The organism is Modestobacter sp. VKM Ac-2983 (assembly GCF_026967885.1).
Lineage (GTDB): Bacteria > Actinomycetota > Actinomycetes > Mycobacteriales > Geodermatophilaceae > Modestobacter.
On record NZ_JAPVBK010000002.1, the window covers coordinates 47712 to 69053 of the forward strand.

20 protein-coding genes are annotated in these 21342 nt (G+C 73.0%); 7 read left to right on the forward strand and 13 right to left on the reverse strand.

Annotated features, from left to right (window positions below; translation table 11 throughout):
- Window positions 1-33: 33 nt before the first annotated feature.
- Window positions 34-1005 carry an ABC transporter substrate-binding protein gene (locus tag O2W18_RS06780; protein WP_269186783.1) on the reverse strand — a complete coding sequence of 324 codons (972 nt, stop codon included), beginning with the start codon at window positions 1003-1005 and terminating at the stop codon, window positions 34-36.
- 240 nt (window positions 1006-1245) lie between these two features.
- Here O2W18_RS06780 and O2W18_RS06785 point away from each other — a divergent pair, with 240 nt between their 5' ends.
- The 5 genes from O2W18_RS06785 to O2W18_RS06805 all read left to right on the forward strand — a co-directional run bounded on the left by O2W18_RS06785 (window position 1246) and on the right by O2W18_RS06805 (window position 6141).
- Window positions 1246-2775, forward strand: coding sequence for a DUF4407 domain-containing protein (locus O2W18_RS06785; RefSeq protein ID WP_269186784.1), 1530 nt, complete (start codon window positions 1246-1248; stop codon window positions 2773-2775).
- 141 nt (window positions 2776-2916) lie between these two features.
- Window positions 2917-3522, forward strand: coding sequence for a sigma-70 family RNA polymerase sigma factor (locus tag O2W18_RS06790; protein WP_269186785.1), 606 nt, complete (start codon window positions 2917-2919; stop codon window positions 3520-3522).
- Window positions 3523-3534: 12 nt separating this feature from the next.
- Complete coding sequence (locus tag O2W18_RS06795; RefSeq protein WP_269186786.1) at window positions 3535-4548, forward strand: LLM class flavin-dependent oxidoreductase; 1014 nt, start codon at window positions 3535-3537, stop codon at window positions 4546-4548.
- Window positions 4549-4627: 79 nt separating this feature from the next.
- Window positions 4628-5515 (forward strand): NmrA family NAD(P)-binding protein, encoded by an 888-nt coding sequence (locus O2W18_RS06800; protein WP_269186787.1) that lies wholly within the window; start codon window positions 4628-4630, stop codon window positions 5513-5515.
- Window positions 5512-6141 carry a TetR/AcrR family transcriptional regulator gene (locus O2W18_RS06805; protein WP_269186788.1) on the forward strand — a complete coding sequence of 210 codons (630 nt, stop codon included), beginning with the start codon at window positions 5512-5514 and terminating at the stop codon, window positions 6139-6141. The genes O2W18_RS06800 and O2W18_RS06805 overlap by 4 nt, the downstream gene beginning before the upstream one ends.
- A gap of 6 nt (window positions 6142-6147) precedes the next feature.
- Here O2W18_RS06805 and O2W18_RS06810 read toward each other — a convergent pair whose 3' ends face one another.
- A complete protein-coding gene (locus O2W18_RS06810) occupies window positions 6148-6342 on the reverse strand; it encodes a hypothetical protein (protein ID WP_269186789.1) in 195 nt (64 codons plus the stop codon).
- 101 nt (window positions 6343-6443) lie between these two features.
- On the opposite strand from O2W18_RS06810, the gene O2W18_RS06815 reads away from it, so the two are divergent.
- Complete coding sequence (locus O2W18_RS06815; protein WP_269186790.1) at window positions 6444-6977, forward strand: NUDIX hydrolase family protein; 534 nt, start codon at window positions 6444-6446, stop codon at window positions 6975-6977.
- 73 nt (window positions 6978-7050) lie between these two features.
- On the opposite strand, the gene O2W18_RS06820 is transcribed toward O2W18_RS06815, so the two are convergent.
- The 11 genes from O2W18_RS06820 to O2W18_RS06870 form a co-directional block, all read right to left on the reverse strand.
- Complete coding sequence (locus O2W18_RS06820) at window positions 7051-9609, reverse strand: rhamnogalacturonan lyase (protein ID WP_269186791.1); 2559 nt, start codon at window positions 9607-9609, stop codon at window positions 7051-7053.
- A gap of 161 nt (window positions 9610-9770) precedes the next feature.
- A complete protein-coding gene (locus tag O2W18_RS06825; RefSeq protein WP_269186792.1) occupies window positions 9771-10847 on the reverse strand; it encodes a Fic family protein in 1077 nt (358 codons plus the stop codon).
- A 220-nt stretch (window positions 10848-11067) separates the two neighbouring features.
- Window positions 11068-11841 (reverse strand): thioesterase family protein, encoded by a 774-nt coding sequence (locus O2W18_RS06830; RefSeq protein ID WP_269186793.1) that lies wholly within the window; start codon window positions 11839-11841, stop codon window positions 11068-11070.
- Between the two features lie 66 nt (window positions 11842-11907).
- On the reverse strand, window positions 11908-13158 hold the full coding sequence (locus O2W18_RS06835; protein ID WP_269186794.1) for an MFS transporter: 1251 nt from the start codon (window positions 13156-13158) through the stop codon (window positions 11908-11910).
- 223 nt (window positions 13159-13381) lie between these two features.
- Window positions 13382-14809: an NAD-dependent succinate-semialdehyde dehydrogenase gene (locus O2W18_RS06840; protein ID WP_269186795.1), complete on the reverse strand. Its 1428-nt coding sequence runs from the start codon at window positions 14807-14809 to the stop codon at window positions 13382-13384.
- A complete protein-coding gene (locus O2W18_RS06845; protein ID WP_269186796.1) occupies window positions 14806-16032 on the reverse strand; it encodes an iron-containing alcohol dehydrogenase in 1227 nt (408 codons plus the stop codon). The genes O2W18_RS06840 and O2W18_RS06845 overlap by 4 nt, the downstream gene beginning before the upstream one ends.
- A complete protein-coding gene (locus tag O2W18_RS06850) occupies window positions 16025-16789 on the reverse strand; it encodes an SDR family NAD(P)-dependent oxidoreductase (protein ID WP_269186797.1) in 765 nt (254 codons plus the stop codon). The genes O2W18_RS06845 and O2W18_RS06850 overlap by 8 nt, the downstream gene beginning before the upstream one ends.
- Complete coding sequence (locus O2W18_RS06855) at window positions 16786-17583, reverse strand: HpcH/HpaI aldolase family protein (protein ID WP_269186798.1); 798 nt, start codon at window positions 17581-17583, stop codon at window positions 16786-16788. The genes O2W18_RS06850 and O2W18_RS06855 overlap by 4 nt, the downstream gene beginning before the upstream one ends.
- The gene (locus O2W18_RS06860) at window positions 17580-18491 is read right to left on the reverse strand and encodes a hypothetical protein (protein WP_269186799.1); all 912 of its coding nucleotides are present in this window, start codon (window positions 18489-18491) and stop codon (window positions 17580-17582) included. Before O2W18_RS06860 ends, O2W18_RS06855 begins: the two co-directional genes overlap by 4 nt.
- Window positions 18488-19432: a 3-keto-5-aminohexanoate cleavage protein gene (locus O2W18_RS06865; RefSeq protein WP_269186800.1), complete on the reverse strand. Its 945-nt coding sequence runs from the start codon at window positions 19430-19432 to the stop codon at window positions 18488-18490. The genes O2W18_RS06860 and O2W18_RS06865 overlap by 4 nt, the downstream gene beginning before the upstream one ends.
- Entirely contained in the window at window positions 19429-20352 is a 924-nt protein-coding gene (locus O2W18_RS06870; RefSeq protein WP_269186801.1) for a DUF6282 family protein, read from the reverse strand. The genes O2W18_RS06865 and O2W18_RS06870 overlap by 4 nt, the downstream gene beginning before the upstream one ends.
- Before the next feature lie 193 nt (window positions 20353-20545).
- Between O2W18_RS06870 and O2W18_RS06875 the strand changes: the two genes are divergently transcribed.
- Window positions 20546-21331 carry an IclR family transcriptional regulator gene (locus tag O2W18_RS06875; protein WP_269186802.1) on the forward strand — a complete coding sequence of 262 codons (786 nt, stop codon included), beginning with the start codon at window positions 20546-20548 and terminating at the stop codon, window positions 21329-21331.
- The last annotated feature ends 11 nt before the right edge of the window (window positions 21332-21342 follow it).

Here is a 21342-nt window from a genome sequence, read left to right on the forward strand (position 1 = left end):
GCGCCGGCGCGGGTGCGCCGGCGCCCCGGGGGCTCAGGCGTCGGGTGCGAAGGAGGTGTCGACGAGGTCGGCGGCGGTGGGAGCGGTGTCGATGACGTCGAGGGAGACCATCGCGTCGGCCAGCGCCTCGACCTGGGTCTGGTACTCCTCGCTCAGGTCCGCGCGCAGCCAGAAGTTGTCCAGCGCGGACTCGAAGACGTCCTGGTCGCCACCGAACTCGGCGACCATCTCCGGCAGCCACTCGTCGATGTTGTCGGCCATGTACTCGGTGGTCGCTGCATGCGTGTCGACCACCGCCTGCACCAGCTCGGGGTCCTCCTCGATCAGGGCACCGGTGGTGGTCAGGCCGAGGTTCACCCGACCGATCGGGGTCGCGTAGGGGTCGGTGAGCTCGTTCGCGCCGGCGGCCGTGGCGAGCGAGACGGCGATCTCGGTGCCGAAGAAGGCGTCGATCGAGCCGCTGCCCAGGGCCGAGGCCATCTCCGGCGGCGGGACGGCGATCAGCTCCAGGCTGCTCGGGTCGATGCCGTTCTCCTCCAGGATCAGCCGCATCGCGATCTCCGGGGCGCTGCCCTGGATGTAGCCGACCGTCTTCCCCGTCAGGTCGGCGACGGTCTCGATGCCCTCGCCGCCGATGAAGCCGAAGCCGCCGTCGGCCGCGGAGGCGACCAGGGTGATGTCGCGGTCCTGGGCGACCGAGGCGATGGTCGCGACGACGCCGGTGATCGAGAAGTCGACGTCGCCGGAGATGACCGCGTCGGTCAGCGAGGGTGCGGTGTCCAGGACGACGACCTCGAACTCCACGCCCTCGGGGGCGTACTCCTCGTAGAGGAACGGGGCGTAGAAGTGCGGCTGGCCGCGCAGGGTCCCGATCGTGACGGTCTCGGTGCCCCCGTCGCCGCTGCCGCTGGCCTCAGCGGAGTCGGACGAACAGGCAGCCAGCGCCAGGACGGTGGTGGCTGCGACGGTGCCGGCGATCGCGCGCCGGACGAGCTGGGGGCTCATGGGTCTCCTTCGAGGCCGACGTGGCCGGCCGCCGAACGCAGGCGGCGGCGGACGAAGAGCGCGCTGTGCGTTCTCGAGGGAGACCTCACCCTCCGCGTGTGCGGCAGCGGTGTCCGAGACGTGACGGTGCCGTTACGTGGTGTCCCGGCGGTCGGAGATGTCTCACAGTCGCTGACCGGTACCGGCTCGGTCGTGGGCGACCGATAGCTCCCTTGGTCGTTCTGCGAGAGGAATCCACGGATGAGGTCCCGCCCCCGTTCTGCCGGCGATCGGTTGGCCGTGCTGGCCGGCGCCCGGCTCGATCTGCTCCGGGTCGCCCCCGGCGCGCGCAGCAAGTACGTCGCCCTCGGTGGCGTGCTGGTCAGCACCGGTGCGCTGGCCGCGCTGTCGATGGCGTTCGCCGTGCACATGGCGCTGGGCGCCTGGTGGGGGATCGCCGTCCTGATCGGGCTCGGTTGGGGGCTGGTGATCCTCAACCTGGACCGGATGCTGCTGGTCGGGATGGCGCACGACTCGTCCTGGCGGCGCAACCTCGGGCTGGCCCTGCCGCGGCTGGCGCTGGCCGTCGTCCTCGGCACGGTCATCTCGACGCCGCTGACGCTGCAGGTGTTCAGCAAGGAGGTCGACGCCACGATCGTGACGCTGCAGGCGGAGGCCGCCGAGGAGTTCACCGACGAGCTGGACGCCGACGCCCGCTACGCGCAGATCCCGGTGCTCACCCAGTCGATCGCCGAGGACCAGGCGGTCGTCGCCAGCGGGGGTGCGACCGACCCGAACGCCGACCCACGGGTGGCCGCGGCGGAGGCCGAGCGGGACAGCAAGAAGGCCGTGTACGACGCGGCGTCCGGCCGGTTCGACGAGCTGCAGGCCAAGGCGCAGTGCGAGCTCGACGGCACCTGTGGCTCCGGCGACGAGGGCCAGGGCGCGGCGTACTTCGCCGCCGCGGCGGCGGCCGGTCAGCAGGCGGCGGTGCGGGAGACGGCGAAGGCCGAGCTCGACGCCGCCGAGGCCGCGCTGCAGGAGACCCGCACCACCGCCGAGAAGGACGCCGTCGGTGCCGCCGCCCGCAGCGTGGCGCTGGCCAAGGCCGCGCTGGTGACCGACCAGGCCGAGCTGAGCCGGCTGAGCGACGCGCGGCTGGCCGAGCAGGCGGCGTTCGACGCGGAGAACAGCCAGAGCGACGGCATCCTGGCCCGGCTGGAGGCGATCGACCGCCTGTCGGAGGAGCGGCCGATGGCGCACGTGGCCCACGTGATGCTGTTCCTGCTCTTCCTGAGCGTGGAGATCCTGCCGGTGCTGATGAAGGCGCTGCTGAACTTCGCCCCACCGACGGCCTACGACCGGCTGGTCAAGGTGCGCGACGACGAGGAGGTCGGGGCCGAGGAGATCCGCCGCGACGGCCGGCAGCGGGCCCAGCAGGCGCGGGCCGACCTGATCGTGGCCGCCGAGACCGACCGGATGGCGCGGGAGATCCTGGACCGCGAGCTCGCCGCCCGCGAGGAGGCCGCCCGGGCAGCCGAGCGCAAGGCCCGGCGCAAGGAGGCCCGCTCGCTGCGCGGCCTGGCCCGGCGGATCGCCGGTCGTCGTCCCGCCGTGGCGGAGCCAGCGCTCATCGAGCCGACGCTGGAGACGATCGAGCCCACCCTGGACACCGGCGAGCTCGAGGCGATGATGGCCGCGCCGTCCGGCGTCAGCCTCTACGGGACGTCGTCGGTGCCCGCCCCGCGGCCGGCCGCCGAGCTGCTGCAGCCGCTGGCCGAGGACCGCTGACCCCACCGCACCGCTCGACCTGACCGCCGATCCGGGTTCGTCCCGGGTCGGCGGTCTGCGTCGTTCGTGCAGATCAGACGCTCACTCCTTCGGGTGAAGGACCGTTTGCGCGACCGAGTTGTGCGCCATTGACCAGGGGTGATGAACAGCGTCGTTCCACCACCGCCCCGCTCCGCGCCGGCCTCCATCGTCGCGCTCCTCGACGAGCACACCGCCTCGGCGCTGGCGCTGGCCCGGCGGATCCTGCTCGACGAGCGGCTCGCCGAGGACGTCGTCCAGGAGGCGTTCGTGGCCTACTGGCGCGACCCGGCCGCCTATGACGGGGCGCGCGGCTCGTTCCGCTCCTGGTTCCTGGCGCTGGTGCACCACAAGGCGGTGGACGCCGTCCGGCACGAGGCCTCGCAGCAGCGCCGGGCCGACGCCGTGGCGGAGCGGTTCCGGGAGGCGTCCTCGCTCGACGTCGCCGAGCTGGTCGCCGGCCGGATGGCCGACGCGCGCGTGCGCACGGCCCTGGCGGAGCTGCCCACCGTGCAGCGGGAGGCGCTGGTGCTGGCCTACTGGGGCGGGTACACGCAGCGGGAGATCGCCCAGCGCACCGGTGCGCCGCTGGGCACGGTGAAGACCCGGATGATGGTGGGCATGCGGCGGCTGCAGAACGGGCTGACCGCCGTCGTCCCGGGGCTGGCGGTGCGGCCCGGCACCCCGCCGGTCGCCACCGCACCGCGGCCGGCCGCGGACCCGGTCTGATCTGATCGCCGCATGCCATCGCCCGGGGTGCCGCTGGAGAAGCTGGGTTTCCTGACCATCGGGCTGTTCGACGAGGCCGATCCGCGCGGCGGGCACGAGTCGACGCTGCGGGTGATCGAGCTGGGGGAGCAGCTGGGCTTCGACAGCGCCTGGCTGCGCAACCGGCACCTGCAGTACGGCATCTCCTCCCCGGTGGCGGTGCTGGCGGCGGCCACCCAGCGCACGTCCTGTATCGAGCTGGGGACGGCGGTGATCCCGCTGGCGTGGGAGAACCCGCTCCGGCTGGCCGAGGACCTCGCCACGGTCGACGTGCTCAGCGGCGGCCGGCTCAACCCGGGCTTCTCCGTCGGCCCGCCGATGCACTGGGACGACGTGAAGGCCGCGCTCTACCCGGACACCGCCGACGTCGAGGACTTCTCCTACGAGCGGGTGGCCCGGCTGCTGCGCTTCGTCGAGGGCGCGCCGGCGTCGACCTTCGCCGGGCGGGAGGGCGTGGTGGAGGAGTGGTCCGACCGCGTGCAGCCGCACTCCCCGGGCCTGCGGTCGCGGCTCTGGTACGGCGGGGCGTCGCTGAAGTCGGCGGTCTGGGCCGGTGAGAACGGGCTGCACTTCCTGAGCTCGTCGGTGGTGAAGGCGGAGTCCAGCGAGGACTTCGCCACCGAGCAGGCCGCCCAGCTGCAGGGGTTCAAGGCGGCCAACCCGGCCGGGCGGGCGTCGCAGGGGCTGGTGGTCATCCCGACCGACTCGGCGTCGGCGGAGCAGCGGGCGAAGTACGCCGCCTACGTCGATGCCCGGCTGCCACGGACGGCGACCCCGCAGGGCCCGGCCCGGCTGATGTTCGCCCCCGACCTGGTCGGGACGTCGGAGCAGATCGCCGAGCAGCTCTACGCCCACGCCGGGTTCCGGGAGGTGACCGAGGTGGTCCTCGCGCTGCCGTTCAGCTTCGAGCACGCCGACCACGAACAGATCCTGAGCGACATCGCGCAGAACCTCGGCCCGGCGCTGGGCTGGTCGCCGACGGTCTGACGGTCGGCCGTCGAGTGGGGTCTACCGTCGACCAGAGAAGCGGACAACCCGATCCGCTTACTTGGTCGAGGAGACCCGCATGACCACAGTCCTGCTCGCCGGCGCCAGTGGTGACCTCGGTGCCCGCACGATCCGGGCCCTGGTCGCGAGAGGAGCCGACGTCCGGGCGCTGGTCCGCACCGGCGCCGGCCCGGAGAAGACCGCCCGGCTGGCCGGGCTCGGCGCCACCGTCGTCGAGGCCGACCACGACGACCCGGCCGACCTGCGGCGGGTGAGCGAGGGCGCCGACGTCGTCCTCTCCACCCTCAACGGGCTGCGCGACGTGATGGTCGGCCTGCAGACCCGGCTGCTGGAGGCCGCGGTGGCCGCCGGCGTCCCGCGGTTCATCCCCTCGGACTTCTCCGCCGACTACCGGCGGGTGGCGCCCGGGTCCAACCGGAACTTCGAGCTCCGCCGCGACTTCGCCCGGGTGCTCGACCGCGCACCGATCCGGGCGACGTCGGTGCTCAACGGCGCCTTCGCCGACCTGCTCACCGGCCAGGCGCCGATCGTGCTGTCCGGCCGTGACCGGGTCCTGTACTGGGGTGACGCCGACCAGCCGCTGGACTTCACCACCAAGGACGACACCGCCGCGTTCACCGCCGACGCCGCCCTGGACGACGCCGCCCCGCGGTACCTGGAGATCGCCGGCGACACCGTCACCGCCCGGCAGCTGGCCGCGACGATGACCGAGCTGACCGGCCGGCGGTTCCGGCCGACCTGGGCCGGCCCGCCCGCACTGGTGGCCGGGATGGCCAAGGTGGGTCGCGCGGTCTCCCGGGACGACGAGGCGCCCTTCCCGGTGTGGCAGGGGATGCAGTACCTGCACAGCATGTTCAGCGGGGACGCCGAGCTGGGGCCGCTGGACAACGACCGCTACGGTCCGCGGAACTGGACGACGGCACGGGAGGTGCTCGCCGCGCGATGACCGGGTCGACGCCGCTGCGCCGGGACGCCGCACGCAACCGCGAGCGCGTCCTCGCCGCCGCGCGGCGATTGTTCGCCGAGACCGGCCGGGCCGTCACGCACAACGAGGTGGCCCGCGCTGCCGACGTCGGGGTGGGCACGGTCTACCGGCGCTTCCCGACCCGCGAGGACCTGATGCTGGCCCTGTTCGAGGACCAGCTCGCCCTCGTCGGCCGGCTCGCCGACGAGGCGCTCGCGGCCGACGACCCGGAGGAGGGGCTGCGGAGGTTCCTGGTGCAGGTGGTCGAGATGCAGGCCGCCGACCGGGGGCTGCAGGAGTTCATGCTCGGGCCGCAGGCGCGGGCCCGGGCCGGGGCGGCGACGTCCCGGATCGCACCGGTGGTCGGCGCGCTGCTCGACCGGGCGAAGGAGCGCGGTCAGGTGCGGCCGGAGGTGACCGCGCTGGACGTGGCGCTGATCCCGGTGATGGTCGGCGAGGTCACCGCGCGGTCCCGGGACGTCGCCCCCGGGATCTGGCGGCGGGTGGTGACGATGGCGCTGGACGGCCTGCGCCCGACCGATGGCGAGCTGCCCGGGCCGCCGCTGACGCCGGCCCAGTTCGAGGAGGTCGTCAGTCGGGGGCGCTGAGCCCGCTCAGGTGACGGGCTCGGTGACCTCGTGGCCGGTGTGCGCGAGGTCCGCGGTGGCCGGGTGCAGGCAGGTGGGGCACGGCTCGGTGGTCAGCGTGCCCTCCTCGGTCAGCCGCTTGCGGAGCCGGCGCATCGAGGTCTCACCGCCGGTCAGGTCGGTGAGCCAGCTGTTGAGCGCGTCGTCGGATCGGGTGCTCATGGAATCGGTTCTCGGCAGTCCGGGCACCGGCCGTGACCGTGCGACGCGCCACGGGAGCCCGCCGCGACGCTGCCGGACCCGCATCGGTTAGACAGTGACCCATGACGGAGGCGACGACGAGGAACGACGCTGGCTGGCTCTCCGGGGAGGAGATGGACGCCGCGCGCGAGCGGCTGCCCATCCTCTACGTCGATGCGGTGCCGGTGCGGGTCGACGACCAGGGCGTGGTCATCGCTGTCGGTCTGCTGCTGCGGGCCGGCAGTGACGGGGTGGTGAAGCGGGCGCTGGTGTCGGGCCGGGTGCTGTACCACGAGCGGGTGCGCGCGGCGCTGCTCCGGCACCTGGAGAAGGACCTGGGCCCGCTGGCGCTGCCGCGGGTGCCGCCCGCGCCGCAGCCGTTCACCATTGCCGAGTACTTCCCGACGCCGGGGGTGACGCCGTTCCACGACCCGCGGCAGCACGCGGTGTCGCTGGCCTACGTCGTCCCGGTCGAGGGTGACTGCGCGCCGCAGCAGGACGCGCTGGAGCTGACCTGGTTCACCCCGCAGGAGGCCAAGGAGCCCGCGCTGCTGGCCGAGCTGGCCAACGGGCAGAGCCACCTGCTGCTGCAGGCCCTGGCGCACCTCGGCGTCTGACCGCGCTCAACGCCCGGAACAGGTGCGGCCCGGGACCGTGGTCCCGGGCCGCACCTCTTCCGTGGCTGCCGACTCAGCTCAGCATCGTGCTGATGGTGCGGGCCTGGTGGGCCAGTGACGCCCGGTCCACGTCACTGATCCCGTCGTTGCGCCGCTGGTCGCCCAGCCGGTCGATGAACCGGTCCAGGGCGTCGACTGCTTGCGGTTCCCGGCCGGCCTCCACGTGCCGCTGCGCCTGGTGGAGGTAGGCGCCCAGCTGTGCCGCCGACCCCCGGCTGACGCCGTCCTTCGACACCACCGCCTCGAGGTCGGCCTGCAGCGCCGGGAGCGCCCCGGGCAGCCACACGTCGGGGACCGGCGTGGCCGACCAGTCGATGTCCGAGCCCAGGTAGAACGACGTGTACGACGGCTGGTTGTAGGTGGTCTGCTGCCGCGCCACCTCGGCCCGGTACTGCGGGTCGTGCATCAGCGTGTACAGCTTCCGGTCGGTCACCTCGGTGCTGGTGAACACCCGGATGGCGCTGCTATCGGCGGTGCGCACGAACAGCTCCTCCCGCCAGTCGCCGAACACGTCGGCGACCAGTGACGGGTTGCCCTTGGTGCCGTTGTTCGTGCGGGTGCCTTCGGCGGTGAGCAGCCGGCCGCGCTGCCAGTCGTCGATGGTGACGTCGGCGTCCCGGCTGCCGTTGACGATCTGGGTGGTCATGTCCGCGGCCCACCGGATGCTCTGGTTGGTGCCGGGGACCCGGGTGTCGAGCACGTCGCCGTCGGCGCTGCGCAGCTGCACCGCCCAGGTCTCCAGGCCCGGCTCGCCCGGCACGATGTCGCCGACCATGCCGCGGCCGGTGTCCTTGCCGGTGTAGCCGCCCCAGATGACCTCGCCGGTGGCCGCGTCACGCAACGCGTAGCCGTACGGGGCGCCGGCGCCGTTCTCGTGGACGGTGAAGACCTCCAGGCCCGGGCGCTGCGGGTCGATGTCGGTCACGTGCATGGCGTCGCCGTGGCCGAGCTTCGCCGTCGTCCCGGCGTTGGGGCTCGGTGCGGGGATGACGCCGGTGCTGCTGTAGAGCAGCGAGCCGTCGTCGTCGAGCGTGGCGGCGCCGTAGACGATCTCCTGCGCGCCGTCCCCGTCGACGTCGGCGGCGGACAGCGAGTGGAAGCCCTGGTTGGCCAGGATGCCGTACTCGGGGTCGGTGCCGTCGCGGCCGTGCGGGCTGTCGTTGAACGGGTTGGTCATCGGCACCCAGCCGCTGTCGACCGCCCAGCGCTCGGTGAGGTCGCGGCCGTCCCAGTCCCAGGTGCTGACGGTGCTGCGGGTGTAGTAGCCGCGGGCGAAGACCGCCGAGGGGTGGGCCCCGTCGAGGTAGGCGACCCCGGACAGGAAGCGGTCGACCCGGTTGCCCGGCTCGATCCGGGTGCCGGAGTAGTCACCCCAGCGCAGCCCGTCGTCACCCCGGGCCGGGGTGTAGGGCACGGTGTCCAGCTCGCGACCGGTCGCCCCGTCGAAGACCGAGAGGTACTCCGGGCCGGTGAGGATGAAGCCCTCGAACTGGCGCAGCTGGTTGTGGGCGGGGTTGCTGTGCCGGCCGCGGGCGTAGACGTCGATGAAGTGGTCGACCAAGGCTGTGGCGTCGGCCCGGCTGAGCGGGTAGGCGTAGCGCGGCTCGATGCCGAGGGCCTCCTCGATCGTCGCCGGCCAGTTCCCGGCGACGACCTCGGGGTGCCCGCTCCAGCCCTGGAAGACGTCGACCAGGTGCTCGGCGTAGCCCTCGGCGGAGAGCCGGTAGTCGTCGCTGTTGGTGACGCCGGCGGCGACGTCCTCGGCCGGCAGGGTGATGTAACGCTCCTCGGCCCGGCCGTCGGTGTACGTGGTGCTCTTCGTGCCCGGAGCGGTCTTCAGCATGATCTCGCTGCGGCCGTCGCCGTCGAAGTCGTGGACCAGGAACTGGGTGTAGTGCGCGCCGGCCCGGATGTTCGGGCCCAGGTCGAGCCGGTTGAGCAGGGTGCCGTCGAGCTCGTAGGTGTCCAGGTAGACGGTGCCGGTGTAGCCGACCTGGGAGACGTCCTTGGAGTTCGACGGGTCCCACTTCACGACGTACTCGTACTGCCCGTCGCCGTCCACGTCGCCGACGCTCATGTCGTTGGCCGAGTACGTGTAGGCCTCGCCGGCGGGGGTGACGCCGTCGGCCGGCTTCTGCAGTGGCAGGTCGTAGGAGCCCTGCGCCCAGGCGGTGACAGGTTCGGAGACGTCGACCTCAGTGCCGTCGATGACGGCGGCCACCCGGTAGCTCGCTGCGGCCGGTGCGCCGCGGTCCAGGAAGTTGGTGCTGTCGGTGACCGTGCCGAGCAGTTGGCCGTCGCGGTAGACCCGGAAGTCCGGGCCGGTCATCCCGCTGGCCCCGGCGCCGGTGACCTCGGTGCCCAACAGCCGCCAGCTGAGGAAGGTGCCCTCGCTGCTGGTCGCCGCGACCAGGCCGCGGTCGAGGTGCTCGAGCTGCGGGCTGCTCTGCGTGTGGTGACCGTGGCCGCCGGGCGCGGCCAGGGCGACACCGGGCAGGCCTGCGGTCAGGAGAGCCGCGCCGGCGGCCAGCACCGCCAGGTCTCGTACGAATGGGGACTTCGTCGTCCGCATGGACAGCTTCCTCACGTCGGGGATGTGGGCAGCCGCGATCGCCGTGGCCCGGGAGTGGCTCCGGGCCTCGGAAAGCGCTTGCTGTGCACGCACTGTGATCTAGCGCACTACCCATCGTCAAGAGGCTTTCGGCGCGTCGGCTCTGACCGCGCCGGCGTCCGTCAGTTGGGCATGCGGCGCCGTCCGGCGCGGGCAGCGAAGGCGTCGACCGCGGTGAGCACCTCGGCTGCCTGCCAGAGCCGGTTGCGGGCCCGGCCGGTGAACTCGGTGACCACACCGGCGGCCACGAGCGGTTCGAGGGCGCGCAGGGCGTTGCCGGTGGTGATGTCGACCTCGCGGGCGATGGTGGCCGCGTCGAGCACGGGCTGGCGCACGAGCAGGTCCGCCACGCGCCAGGCCGCCGAGTCGCGGCGGGCGAGGACGACGTCGTCCCAGTGGGCGCGCACCTGGTGCAGGTCGGCGACCAGCTGCCGGGCGTTGACCACGGCGGACAGGGCGCCGGTGGCCAGGGCGGACACGATCGGGTCGATGTCGCCCTCGCGGTAGGCGGTGAGTGCTGCGAAGTAGCCGTCGACCTCACTGAGCAGCCCAGCAGAAACCGGGACGGTGACGGCGCGGGTGAGCTCGTACCGGCGCAGCAGCGCGTGGATCAGCGCCCGTCCGGTACGGCCGTTGCCGTCGGGGAAGGGGTGGATGGTCTCGAACTGGGCGTGGCTGACCGCGGCGAGCACCAGCACCGGGACGTCTTCCCGGTGCGCGAAGGCGACCAGGTCGTCGATCAGCGCCGGCACGTCGTCGGCGACCGGCGGGATGAAGGCCGCGCCGTGCGGCCCGTAGGAGTCCCCGCCGATCCACACCTGGTCGGTGCGCCACCGACCAGCGATGGCGGGTTCGACCTCGTCGAGCAGGGCGGCGTGCATCGCCAGTATCGTGCTCGGGCTCAGGTCGCCGGCCAGGTCAAGTGCCGCCCGCATCGCCCGGACGTTGCCGAGGATGGACGCCGCATTGCGGCTGGCGCCGTCGCCGAGCTCGGCGACGGCGATGGCCCGGGCGCCGGCGGTGAGCTGCTCGATCTGCGAGGAGGACGCCGACTCGCTGCGGAGCAGGACGGTGGCGAACGGGGCGATCTCGCCGCCGAGCTCCGCGTCGAACCGGGCGATCTCCCGAGAGGCCTCGTCGGCCAGCGCCGAGGTCGCGGCGTCGAGCGTGGGCAGCGCGGTGGCGATCAGCGGGACCACGGCTGCTCGGTAGGGGCCCGAGTGGCGCAGTCGAACCGACCGGGGAACGACGTCGGACGGCAGGCGCGGGCGCCAGGGCACCTCCTGGTCGGACAGGACTGGCCAGGGCGATCTGGCTGAGAACACGAAGCCACCTTATTCTCAGATCCGCACTTAAGTGAGAACAACGGCCGGGGTGTCACTCAGATCGGGTACGCCGGGGTCTGCGCCGATGTCCCTGTCAGCGCTCGCGGACGAGGAGCGGCTGGGCGACCTGGCCGATCTCGCCGGCGGCGTCGGAGAGCGTGCCGAGGCACAACCCGATGCCGTCGGCGGCGATCGAGCTGCGGCAGGACAGGTGGACCCACTCGCCGTCCGGCTCGCGGGTCAGGTGGGTGGTCATGCCCGGCGGGATGGACAGCCAGCTGCTGATCGGCAGCTCGGCGGAGAGGCCGTTGGCGGCGTCGGCGGCGACGAGCGTGCGGTCCAGGGCGGTGAGCTCCTGACCGGCGATCAGCGGGACCAGCACCCGGGTCCAGACGTCAGCCGGGCCGGTCGCATCCGGTGAGCCGGCGGTGTAGCGCCAGTCGAGGGCCTGCCCGAAGCCCCAGTCGGGGAGGTGTGGCAGGAAGGAGCTGGACACCTCCGGGACGGCGGGCGGCGGGGTCAGCTCGGTGACCACCGGCGGCGTCGGGCCGGTGGCGATCGACCAGACCCGGGCGACGGCGACGGTCCGGCCCTCAACGGTCATCGCGGCCTCGGTGAGGTCGATCCGCCGGCCGGGGCGGACGGGGGAGACCTCGACGGTCAGCTCGCGGCGGGGGATGGCGCCGAAGAAGTCGACGCTGACCCGCGCCGCCCGGAGGTGCTCACCCGAGGCGGCGGTCGCCAGGTGCGCCAGCAGCGCGGACGGCGGCCCGCCGTGCTGGGCACTGGTCTCCCAGGGGCTCTCGGTGGCCCGGGTGGGGGAGAAGCGGTTGTCACCGAGCGGCAGGTAGAAGGCCTCGAGGTCCACGCCCGGCAGTCTCGCCGACGCCCGCCCAGGCCCCGCCTGAGGGGCCAGAGTCGCGATTGTGGCCCCTCAGGCGGGGACGAGCTCCCGCTCCGGCTGCTGGTCGACGCGAGGTGTGGCGGCGATGTGGGCAAGCGCGGCGGCGACCACGATCGCGGCGGCGACGGCAGGGAGCACGAGGGCGGTGTCGGCGCCGAGCCGGTCGACGACGACGCCGGTGACGGCGGAGGCGACCGCTTGCCCGACGACGACCGCGGACCCGAGCAGCGTCATCGTCGTCGCCGAGCGCCCGAGCGGGCTGAACTTGGCGGCGAGGCTGTACTGGCTGACCAGCGTCGGCCCGATGCCACAGCCGAGGACGGCGAGGGCCACGATCAGCGTCAGCTCCGACCGGGCGGAGGCGTAGGCGATCGCGGCGGCAAACATCAGCGACCCGAACACCAGCCACCGCGCGCGCAGGCTGAACCGCTCCGGGAAGACGGCCGAGCCCAGGGCGAGAGCGGCCGAACCGATGCCCATGACGCCGTACAGCAGCCCGGCCCGGTCACCGCTGCCGTCGGCGGCGAGGAAGCCGGTGAGCGAGGTGAGGGTGGCGCCGAAGAAGAGGCCGATGCCGAGCGTGCCGGTCACCACGGTGACCAGCGGGAAGCGGGCGAGCTCCCGGGCGGGCGCCTGCTCGTGGCGGGCGTCCTGCGCCCCGGGGTGCAGCCGCCCGGTGGGGTGCAGCGCGAACCAGGTGACGAAGACGAACGTCAGCGCCGAGGCGCCGGCGATGGCCAGCCAGGGGGCGACGGCGGTGGCGAGCAGCCCGACGAGGAAGGGGCCGACGATGAAGACGGTCTCGTCGGCGGCGGACTCGTAGGCCATCGTCCCGTTCAGCACCCGCTCGCGCTGGTTCCGCTGGACCGACCGCCTGATGATGGCGACCAGGCGCGTCCGCGACATCGGCGCGATCTGCGGCGCCGAGGCCCCGATCAGCACCGACATCGCGAGCAGGGCCAGGGCCGGGGTGCTGCTGGCGACGACGAACGGGAAGGCACCGAGCAGGGTCGCGTTGACCAGCCCGACCGGGACGAGCACCCGGCGCTGGCCGAGCCGGTCGGCGGCCGCGCCGAGCAGCGGCCCGGCGAGGGCGGTGCCGATGCCGGCGGCGGCGGAGTTGAGCCCGCCGAGGGTGACCGACCCGCGTTCGGCGACGACGAGGGTCAGGACGCCGACCACCATCATCGCGAAGGGGAGCCGCGCGATGAAGGCGAGCGGGAAGTAGGAGAGCCCGGCGTGCCGGATGAGCTCGGTGCTGGAAGCGCGCGTGTGGAACATGACCTCTGCTGCGGGTAGGGCGTGCCGCCTTGCTCACACCGGGGACGCCGGCCGCAGGTTGTTACACACGGATTTCGAAGACTGCACCGACGATAACCGACGCCGCCCGATCGGCGCGGCGACTCCCGAGGAGCTCCCTCAGTCGGGTGGTGATGTGCGGAGAGGGCGGGTTCCCGGTCGGGAAGCCGCCCTCCGTGCACATCACCGCACCACGGCGGGGAGCTCAGGCCGTCAGGGCGACGTACTTCTCCTCGAGGAACTCCAGGATGCCCTCGGAGCTGCCCTCGCGGCCCAGGCCGCTCTGCTTGACGCCGCCGAACGGGGCCGCCGGGTCACTGACGACGCCGCGGTTCACCGCGACCATCCCGGCCTCCAGCCGACGGGCCACGGCCATCGCCTCCCGCTCCTCGCCGAACACGTAGGCCATCAGCCCGTAGATCGTGTCGTTGGCCATCCGGACGGCGTCGTCGACGTCGTCGAAGCGGACCACCGCGGTCACCGGGCCGAAGATCTCCGTCGTCGTGATCGCCGAGCCGTGCACCACGTCGGTGAGCAGCGTCGCGTCGTAGAACGCGCCCTCGGCGGAGGACGTGCCCCCGCGGACGACGGTCGCCCCGTCGGCCACGGCGCCGTCGACCAGGCTCGCCACCTTGTCCCGCTCGTGCACCGAGACCAGGGCGCCGAGGTCGTTGGCCCGGTCCAGCCCCGGCCCGACGGCGACCTTGCCCAGCGCGGTGTCCATCCGGGCGACGAACTCGTCGTGCAGCGAGCTGTGCACGTAGAAGCGGTTGGCCGCCGTGCACGCCGAGCCGCCGTTGCGCATCTTCGCCAGCAGCGCGCCCTCCACGGTCACGTCGAGGTCGGCGCCGGGCAGCACGATCAGCGGCGCGTTGCCGCCCAGCTCCATCGAGGCGCTGACCACCCGGTCGGCGCAGGCGTGCAGCAGCTCGCGGCCGACCTCGGTCGACCCGGTGAACGACAGCTTCCGCACCTCCGGGCGGTCGAGCATCGCCTTCACCAGCGGGCCGGTGGGCATCGGCGTCACCAGGTTGACCACGCCGCGCGGGACCCCGACCCGGTGCAGCACGTCGACGACGTAGGCGGCGGTGAGCGGCGTCTCGCGGGCGGGCTTGAGGATGGTCGTGCAGCCGGCCGCGAGTGCCGGGGCGAGCTTGCGGGTCGCCATCGCGGCCGGGAAGTTCCACGGCGTGATCAGCAGCGAGACGCCGATCGGCTGCCGGTCGACCACGATCCGCTTGTCGCCGGCGGGGGAGAGCCGGTAGTCACCCGGCACCCGCACGGCCTCCTCGGCGAACCAGCGGAAGAACTCCTTGGCGTAGCCGGCCTCGCCCATGGCGTCGGACCAGCTCTTGCCGTTCTCCCGCACCATCAGCTCGGCGAAGTGCTCGACCTCCTCGGTCAGCACGTCGTAGGCGGCGCGGAGCAGCTCGCTGCGCTGGCGCGGGGCGGTCGCCGCCCACCCCTCCTGCGCGGCGGCCGCGGCGTCCACGGCGGCCATGCAGTCGGCCTCGGTGGCGACCGCGAAGCCCGCGATGACCGTGGAGTCGGCGGGGTCGACGACGTCGAACCGGCGGCCGTCGGAACCGGGCCGCCACTCCCCGTCGATGAAGAGGTCGGTCTGCAGGTTCATGCGTCGCTCCGATCGGTACGGGTTCCGGTGAGGGCGTGCTCGAGGACCTCCAGCAGCAGGTCCCGGGTGGGGTCGACCGGTGCGATCGCCAGCAACCGCGCCGACCGCAGCGCGAGGTCGGCGATGTGCGGCAGCTGGTCATGGTCGAGGCCGATGGCGGCCAGGTCGGCGGGGACCCCGATCTCCGCGTTCAGTTGCACCACCCGGGCGACGGTGCGCTCGGCCGAGGCCTCGCTGGCGGGGATGCCCTCCAGCGCCGCACCGAGGGTGGCGATCCGCGCGGCGACGTCGGCGTCCCGCCGGAGCACGTCGAGGACGTAGGGGAGCATCAGCCCGGTGCCCAGGCCGTGCGGGGTCTTGGTCAGCGCGCCGATCGGGTACTGCAGCGCGTGGCACAGGTGGGTGCCGGTCGACCCGAACGCGATCCCGCCGAGCAGCGCCCCGCGGGCGACCTCGGAGCGGGCGCGCCGGTTGCCGGGCTCCCGGACGGCGACCGGCAACCACGGCCCCAGGTGCCCGGCGGCCTGCAGCGCGATCGGCTCGATCAGGGCATTGCGCCCGGTGAACACCGGCTGCGGAGCGGTCCAGTCGACGTCCAGCTCCCGGGCGGTGTAGGACTCCACCGCGTGCACCAGGGCGTCGATGCCGGAGAAGGCGGTCACCGACGCGGGCGCGCCGAGGGTCAGCTCGGGGTCGACGACGGCGGCGGCCGGCACCAGGAACGGGCTGGAGATCCCCACCTTGAGCTCGCGGTCCGGGTCGGACACGACCGCAACCGGGGTGACCTCCGAGCCGGTGCCGGCCGTCGTCGGCACCGCCACGATCGGCACGACCGGGCCGGGCACCAGGTTCTCGCCGTAGTAGCGGGACAGCGGCCCGCCGTAGCGGGACAGCAGCGCCACGACCTTCGCCGCGTCCAGCGCGCTTCCCCCGCCGATCGCGAGGACGACGTCCGCGCCGAAGTCGCGGGCCACCTCGGCGGCGGCGGTCAGGGTGTCGACCGGCAGCTCGGGGGTGATGTCGGCGTAGACCTGCACCTCCATCCCGGTGCGGGCCAGCTGATCGACGATCCCGGTCAGCAGCTCGGTGCCGACCAGGAACGGGTCGACGACGGCGAGCACCCGCCGGCCGTGCAGGCCGACGACCTCGGGCAGCTGGGCCCGCGCCCCCCAACCGACGTGCACCCGCGCAGGCAGCCGCAGCGTGCCGATCTGCTCAGGCAACGAACCCACCGTCCACCGGCAGGATGACCCCGGAGAGGTGGCTGGCCCGGTCGCTGACCAGGAAGGACACCACGTTGCCGACCTCCGGGCCGGTGCCGACCTTGCGCAGCGGGGTGGCGGCGATCCGGGCCTCGACCCCGCCCGGGATCGCCTCCCGGGTCTGGGCCAGCATCGGCGTCTCGGTGGGGCCGGGCGCGATCACGTTCACCCGGATGCCGAGCGGCCCGACGTCGTGCGCCGCGGTGCGGGTCAGGCCGATCACGGCGTGCTTGCTGGCCTGGTAGGCACCCATCCCGGAGCTGCCCCGCAGGCCGCCGATGCTGCTCACGTTGACGATCGAGCCGGATCCCTGCTGCTCCATCACCCGGATCTCCTCGCGGAGGCACAGCCAGGTGCCCTTCACGTTCACCGCCATGAGCTGGTCGAAGTCGGCCTCGGCGACCTGGTCCAGCCGGCCGGCCTGGGTCATCGCGGCGTTGTTGAAGGCGCCGTCGAGCCGGCCGAACCGCTCGACCGTGGCGTCGACGAACCGGGCGACGTCCCCGGCCGAGGAGACGTCGCCGGTGGTGCAGGCGACGTCGTGCCCGTCGGCCACGAGCTCCTTGGTCAGCAGCTCCAGCGGGCCCGCGTTCCGGGCGACGAGCATCACGCTGGCGCCGTCGGCGGCCAGCACCCGTGCGGTGTCCGCGCCGATCCCGGCGCTCGCGCCGACGACGAGCACGACCGTGCCCGCCAGCGGTGATCGCGGCTCACTCATGGTGTCTCCTGTCGAGGTCGATCGAAGGTCACGGTGCGGCCCGCGTCGACGGCCGCCTTCACCGCGGTGCCGAAGAGGGTGGCGTCGTTGCTGAGCAGCGTGAAGGTGAAGCCGGCGTCGACGGAGGCGCGCACCGACGCAGCAGTGGCGCCGCCGGCGTTGCCCACCGGCACGCCCGCCGCCCGGCCCTGCTCGACCACGGAGGCGATCAGCGCAACGACGTCCGGGTCCGCCGGCGTCTTCCCCTCGCTCACCGCGAGGTCGACCGCACCGACCAGCAGCGCGTCCACGCCCTCGACGGCCGCGATGGCCTCGGCGTTCCGGACGCCCAGCGCGCTCTCGATCTGTGCGATGAGCACCACCTCCTGCTGGCCGTAGCGCAGGTACTCCGCGAGCGGGGTGGCCCCCCAGGCGCCGGCCCGGCTGGTGGACCCCACGCCCCGGGTGCCCAGTGGCGGGAAGCGGACCGCGGCGGCCGCCGCTCGGGCCTGCTCGACGGTGTCGACGTGCGGCACCATCACGCCCTCGGCCCCGGCGTCGAGCACCCGCTGCACGAGCCCGGGGTGCAGGTCGGGCACCCGGACGACGGGGGAGACGCCGGTGTGCAGCGCCGTCCCGATCAGCCGGGAGGCGGACTCCAGGTCGAGCGGGGAGTGCTCGAGGTCGATGACGACGAAGTCCAGGCCGGCGAGGGCGATCAGCTCCATGGTCTCCGTCGCCGGGAGCTTCACCCAGGTGCCGAGCGCGGGTCCCCGCTCGTCGGCGAGGGCGGCGCGGAAGAGGCTGGTCCTCACCGGGCCGGGTAGTCGTCGGCGTTCAGCACCCACCCGGAGGCCGCGAAGTCCGCACGCGGCGGGGAGAACAGGTCGATCAGCTGCTGGTGCGGCCCGACGCCCTGGGTGGTGTGCACCGTGGGCGGCGGGATGACGCAGATCGACGGCGTGGCGATCTCGCGGTTCTCGTCCGGGCGCCACTGGGCCGAGTCCGGGCCCCACGGGTAGCGGATGTGGTGCACGAACCGGCCCTTGACGGCCAGCGAGATCTGCTCAAAGTCCTCGTGGGTGTGCGGCGACAGCTTCTGCGCGTTCCGCGGGGCGGGCTCCTCGGCGAGGAAGTTCACCATCAGGTTGGTGGTGCGGAAGATCCGCCCGAACCGCCCCTCGGCGATCGGCGTCTCGGCGAGCCGGTAGACCCGGAGCCGGAACCCGCCGACCGGGTCGGGCCCGGGCACCATCGGCGCGGCCCGCGGGTCGGGCTCGGCGTACACCGCCGCGTTCACCGAGCTCGCGGTCAGGTCGTCGGCGACCGTGGAGAACAGCCGGATCAGCACGCCGTCGGCGTCGACCCGGACTTCGCTGTCCCCGGGCGGGACGACGACGAGCGCCTCCTCGGCGACCGACTCGGTGGCGCCGTCGGCGGTCACCGTCACCGGTGCGCTGTCGGAGTACAGCAGGACGGCGTACTCGTCCGGCTGGCCGGTGCGGGCGAAGACGTCACCGGCCTTCGCCTCGGTGTAGGCGATCACCAGGTTCGCCGCCCGGGCGACCCAGGTGCGGCTGCCGTTCGGCGCGGTCTCGGTCGGCGGGAGGGACAGGAACTCGATCCACTGCGAGGGCCGGATCGGGGTGCTGGGGTCGACCGTCCGGGTCGGTGCGGCGGTGGTCAGGTTCGACCGGATGTCGTCGGCGGCGTAGGTGGTCATGCGAGAGCACTGCCCTTCGATGAGGTGGCGCGGCCGCGCAGCCCGAGGAGGGCACGGGCGTCGTCCGGGGTGGCGATCTGCTTGCCGAGGTCCTCGACGACGGCGCGGATCTTGGTGACCTGCTGGGCGTTGCTCTCCGCGAGCCGGCCCTTGCCGAGCCAGAGGCTGTCCTCGAGCCCGACCCGGACGTGCCCGCCGAGCCAGGCGCTGTGCGTGGCGAACTGCATCTGGTCGCGGCCGGCGGCGAAGGCGGAGAAGGAGTAGTCGTCGCCGAAGAGCTTGTCGGCGATCCGGACCATGTGCTCGAGGTTCTCGTGGTCGGCCCCGATGCCGCCGAGGATGCCGAACACCCCCTGGATGAGCAGCGGTGCCTGCACCAGCCCCTTGTCCACGAAGTGGGCCAGGGAGTACAGGTGGCCGATGTCGTAGCACTCGAACTCGAACTTCGTGCCGGTCGCGCCCAGCGTGCGCAGCGTGTGCTCGATCCGGTCGAAGGTGTTGACGAAGGGCTGCGACCAGGTGTTGAGCACGTACGGGCGCTCCCAGTCGTGTTCCCAGTGCGTGACCCGGTCGGCGATCCCCGAGTACACGAAGTTCATCGAGCCCATGTTCATCGAGGCGAGCTCGGGCTCGAACGCCGTCGCGCCGGCCAGCCGCTGCTCCATCGTCATCGCCGACGACCCGCCGGTGGTGATGTTGATGACCGCGTCGGTGGCCTCGGTGATCCGCGGGACGATCTGGGCGAACACCTCCGGCTCCCACGCCGGCCGGCCGTCCGGGTGCCGGGCGTGCAGGTGGACGACGGCGGACCCCGCCTCGATCGCGCCGAGGGCGGCCTCGACCACCTGGTCGGCGGACAGCGGCAGGTACGGGCTCTGCGAGGGGACGTTGACCGACCCGGTGACCGCGGTCGTGATGACGACCTTCTCGGCCTTCCTCACCGGTTCGTCTCCTCGAGGCCCAGGAGGAAGGCGGTGTTGCGGCACATCATCTGCCGGATGTCGGCGGCCGGGATGCCGTGGTCGAGCAGCTGCTGGGTGACCAGCAGGTAGGCGTCGACCGGCAGCGGGTTGCCCACCTGGCCGAGGTCGGAGTCGATGACCGTGTGCTCGGGGCCGATCCGGCGGATCCACTCGACGAGCTGCTCGATCGGCCAGTCCGGGGCCTTCACCCGCGGGTCGTACATCGACAGCTCGTGCTCGACGAAGGCGCCGAGGCCGATCATCTTCTCGATCGCGGTCTCGGAGGCGTTGATGATGTAGTCCGGGTGGTGGATGAGCATCCGCCGGACGCCGTTGCGGTGCGCCGTCTCGAAGAAGGCCACCATCGAGTCGCCGTCCAGGTGGCCGCCGGTGAGCAGGACGTCGGCGTCGCCGACCAGCCGGGTGACCAGGTCGGTGGCCTCGGAGACCTCGCCGGAGGCGTCGAAGACCGACACCTCCTGCTCGTAGAGGTTGCCGGTGTTGTGCGGGAAGCCGTCGTCGTGGCGGTGTGCCTCGATGTGCTGGGCGGCCGACACGGTGGGGCCCCAGACGCACTTGCCGCCCATGTTGATGGCGACCGCGACGGCCGAGGGGTTCATCCCACCGACCTCGGAGTTCAGCGCGACCCCGCCGTACATGGGCGTCGGCGCCTTTGCCAAGCGCGGGCCCATGGCCAGCAGGTCCATCACGGTGTTGTGGTGGTGCGACTTCACCAGCGCGGCCCGCATGCCGATCCGCGCGCCCTCGTAGGAGGCCTCGACGTGGTCCAGGCGCCGCGGGAACGGGCTGGGGCCGGAGTGGCAGTGCAGGTCGACGACGCCGTCGAGGACCTTCAGCAGTGCCGGCGACGGCTGGGTGTCTGCCTCCGCGGTGACCATCCGGGGACCTCCTTGTGTTCGGAATGCGTTGCGTCTGTTCAACCTACGCACGGCCAATCGACCATGTCCAGCCCTCACGGCCGTCTGTGTTCATGATGCGAAATCGGTGATTGCATCCTGAACTCCCGGCTGCTTCACTCTGTGACGCAGCGCACCTGGCACTCGGTCAGGTGCGCGAACGAGGGGGTGGGACATGGAGGTCGCTGTCCGCGGCCAGGCGCCGCCGGCACAGCCGGCGAGCCGGGCGCCGGTGGGAGCCGACTCGGAACGGGCGCTGATCCAGGCGATCGACCGAGCCGCGAACGTGCTGGCGCTGCTCGACCAGGACACCCGCCGGCTGACCGCACCACTGGTCGCCGAGCGGCTCGGCCTCAACCGCACCACCGCGCACCGCTACCTGCAGTCGTTGCAGCGGGCCGGGTTCCTGAGCGCCACCGCCGGTCCGGGGCCGCTGCTGGACCAGCTGTCGGCGCTGGTCTCGGTCCGCCAGCAGCTGATCACCCTGGCGCCGGCGATCATGCGTCAGCTGGCCGACGCCACCGGCCTGACCGCCGTGCTCAGCTTCCTGGGGCGCACCGGCGCCGTGGTGACGCTGGTCGAGGAGCCGCAGCAGACGACGATCCTGCTCACCGTCCGGGTCGGCACGGTGCTCGAGGTGAAGGCGGCGCAGACCCGCGTGCTGCTGGCCTTCCAGTCCGACCCGGGCGCGGTGACCCGTGCGCATGCGACGCTCACCGAGGCCCAGGCCGCCGTCGAACGCAGCGCGCTGCACGACGTCCGGCGGCACCGGCTCGCCTGGGCCGACCTGGACCGCGTCGGCCTGGCGTCGGTCGCGGTGCCGGTGCTGGCGACCTACGACGTCCAGGCGGCGATGGCGCTGATCGGCACCAGCACGATGCTCAACCCCTCCGACTCCGCGGAGCGGGTCCATGCCCTCCAGGAGGCGGCTTCCACGCTCGGCTCCATGGTCGCCGGCTGAGTCGGAAGGTG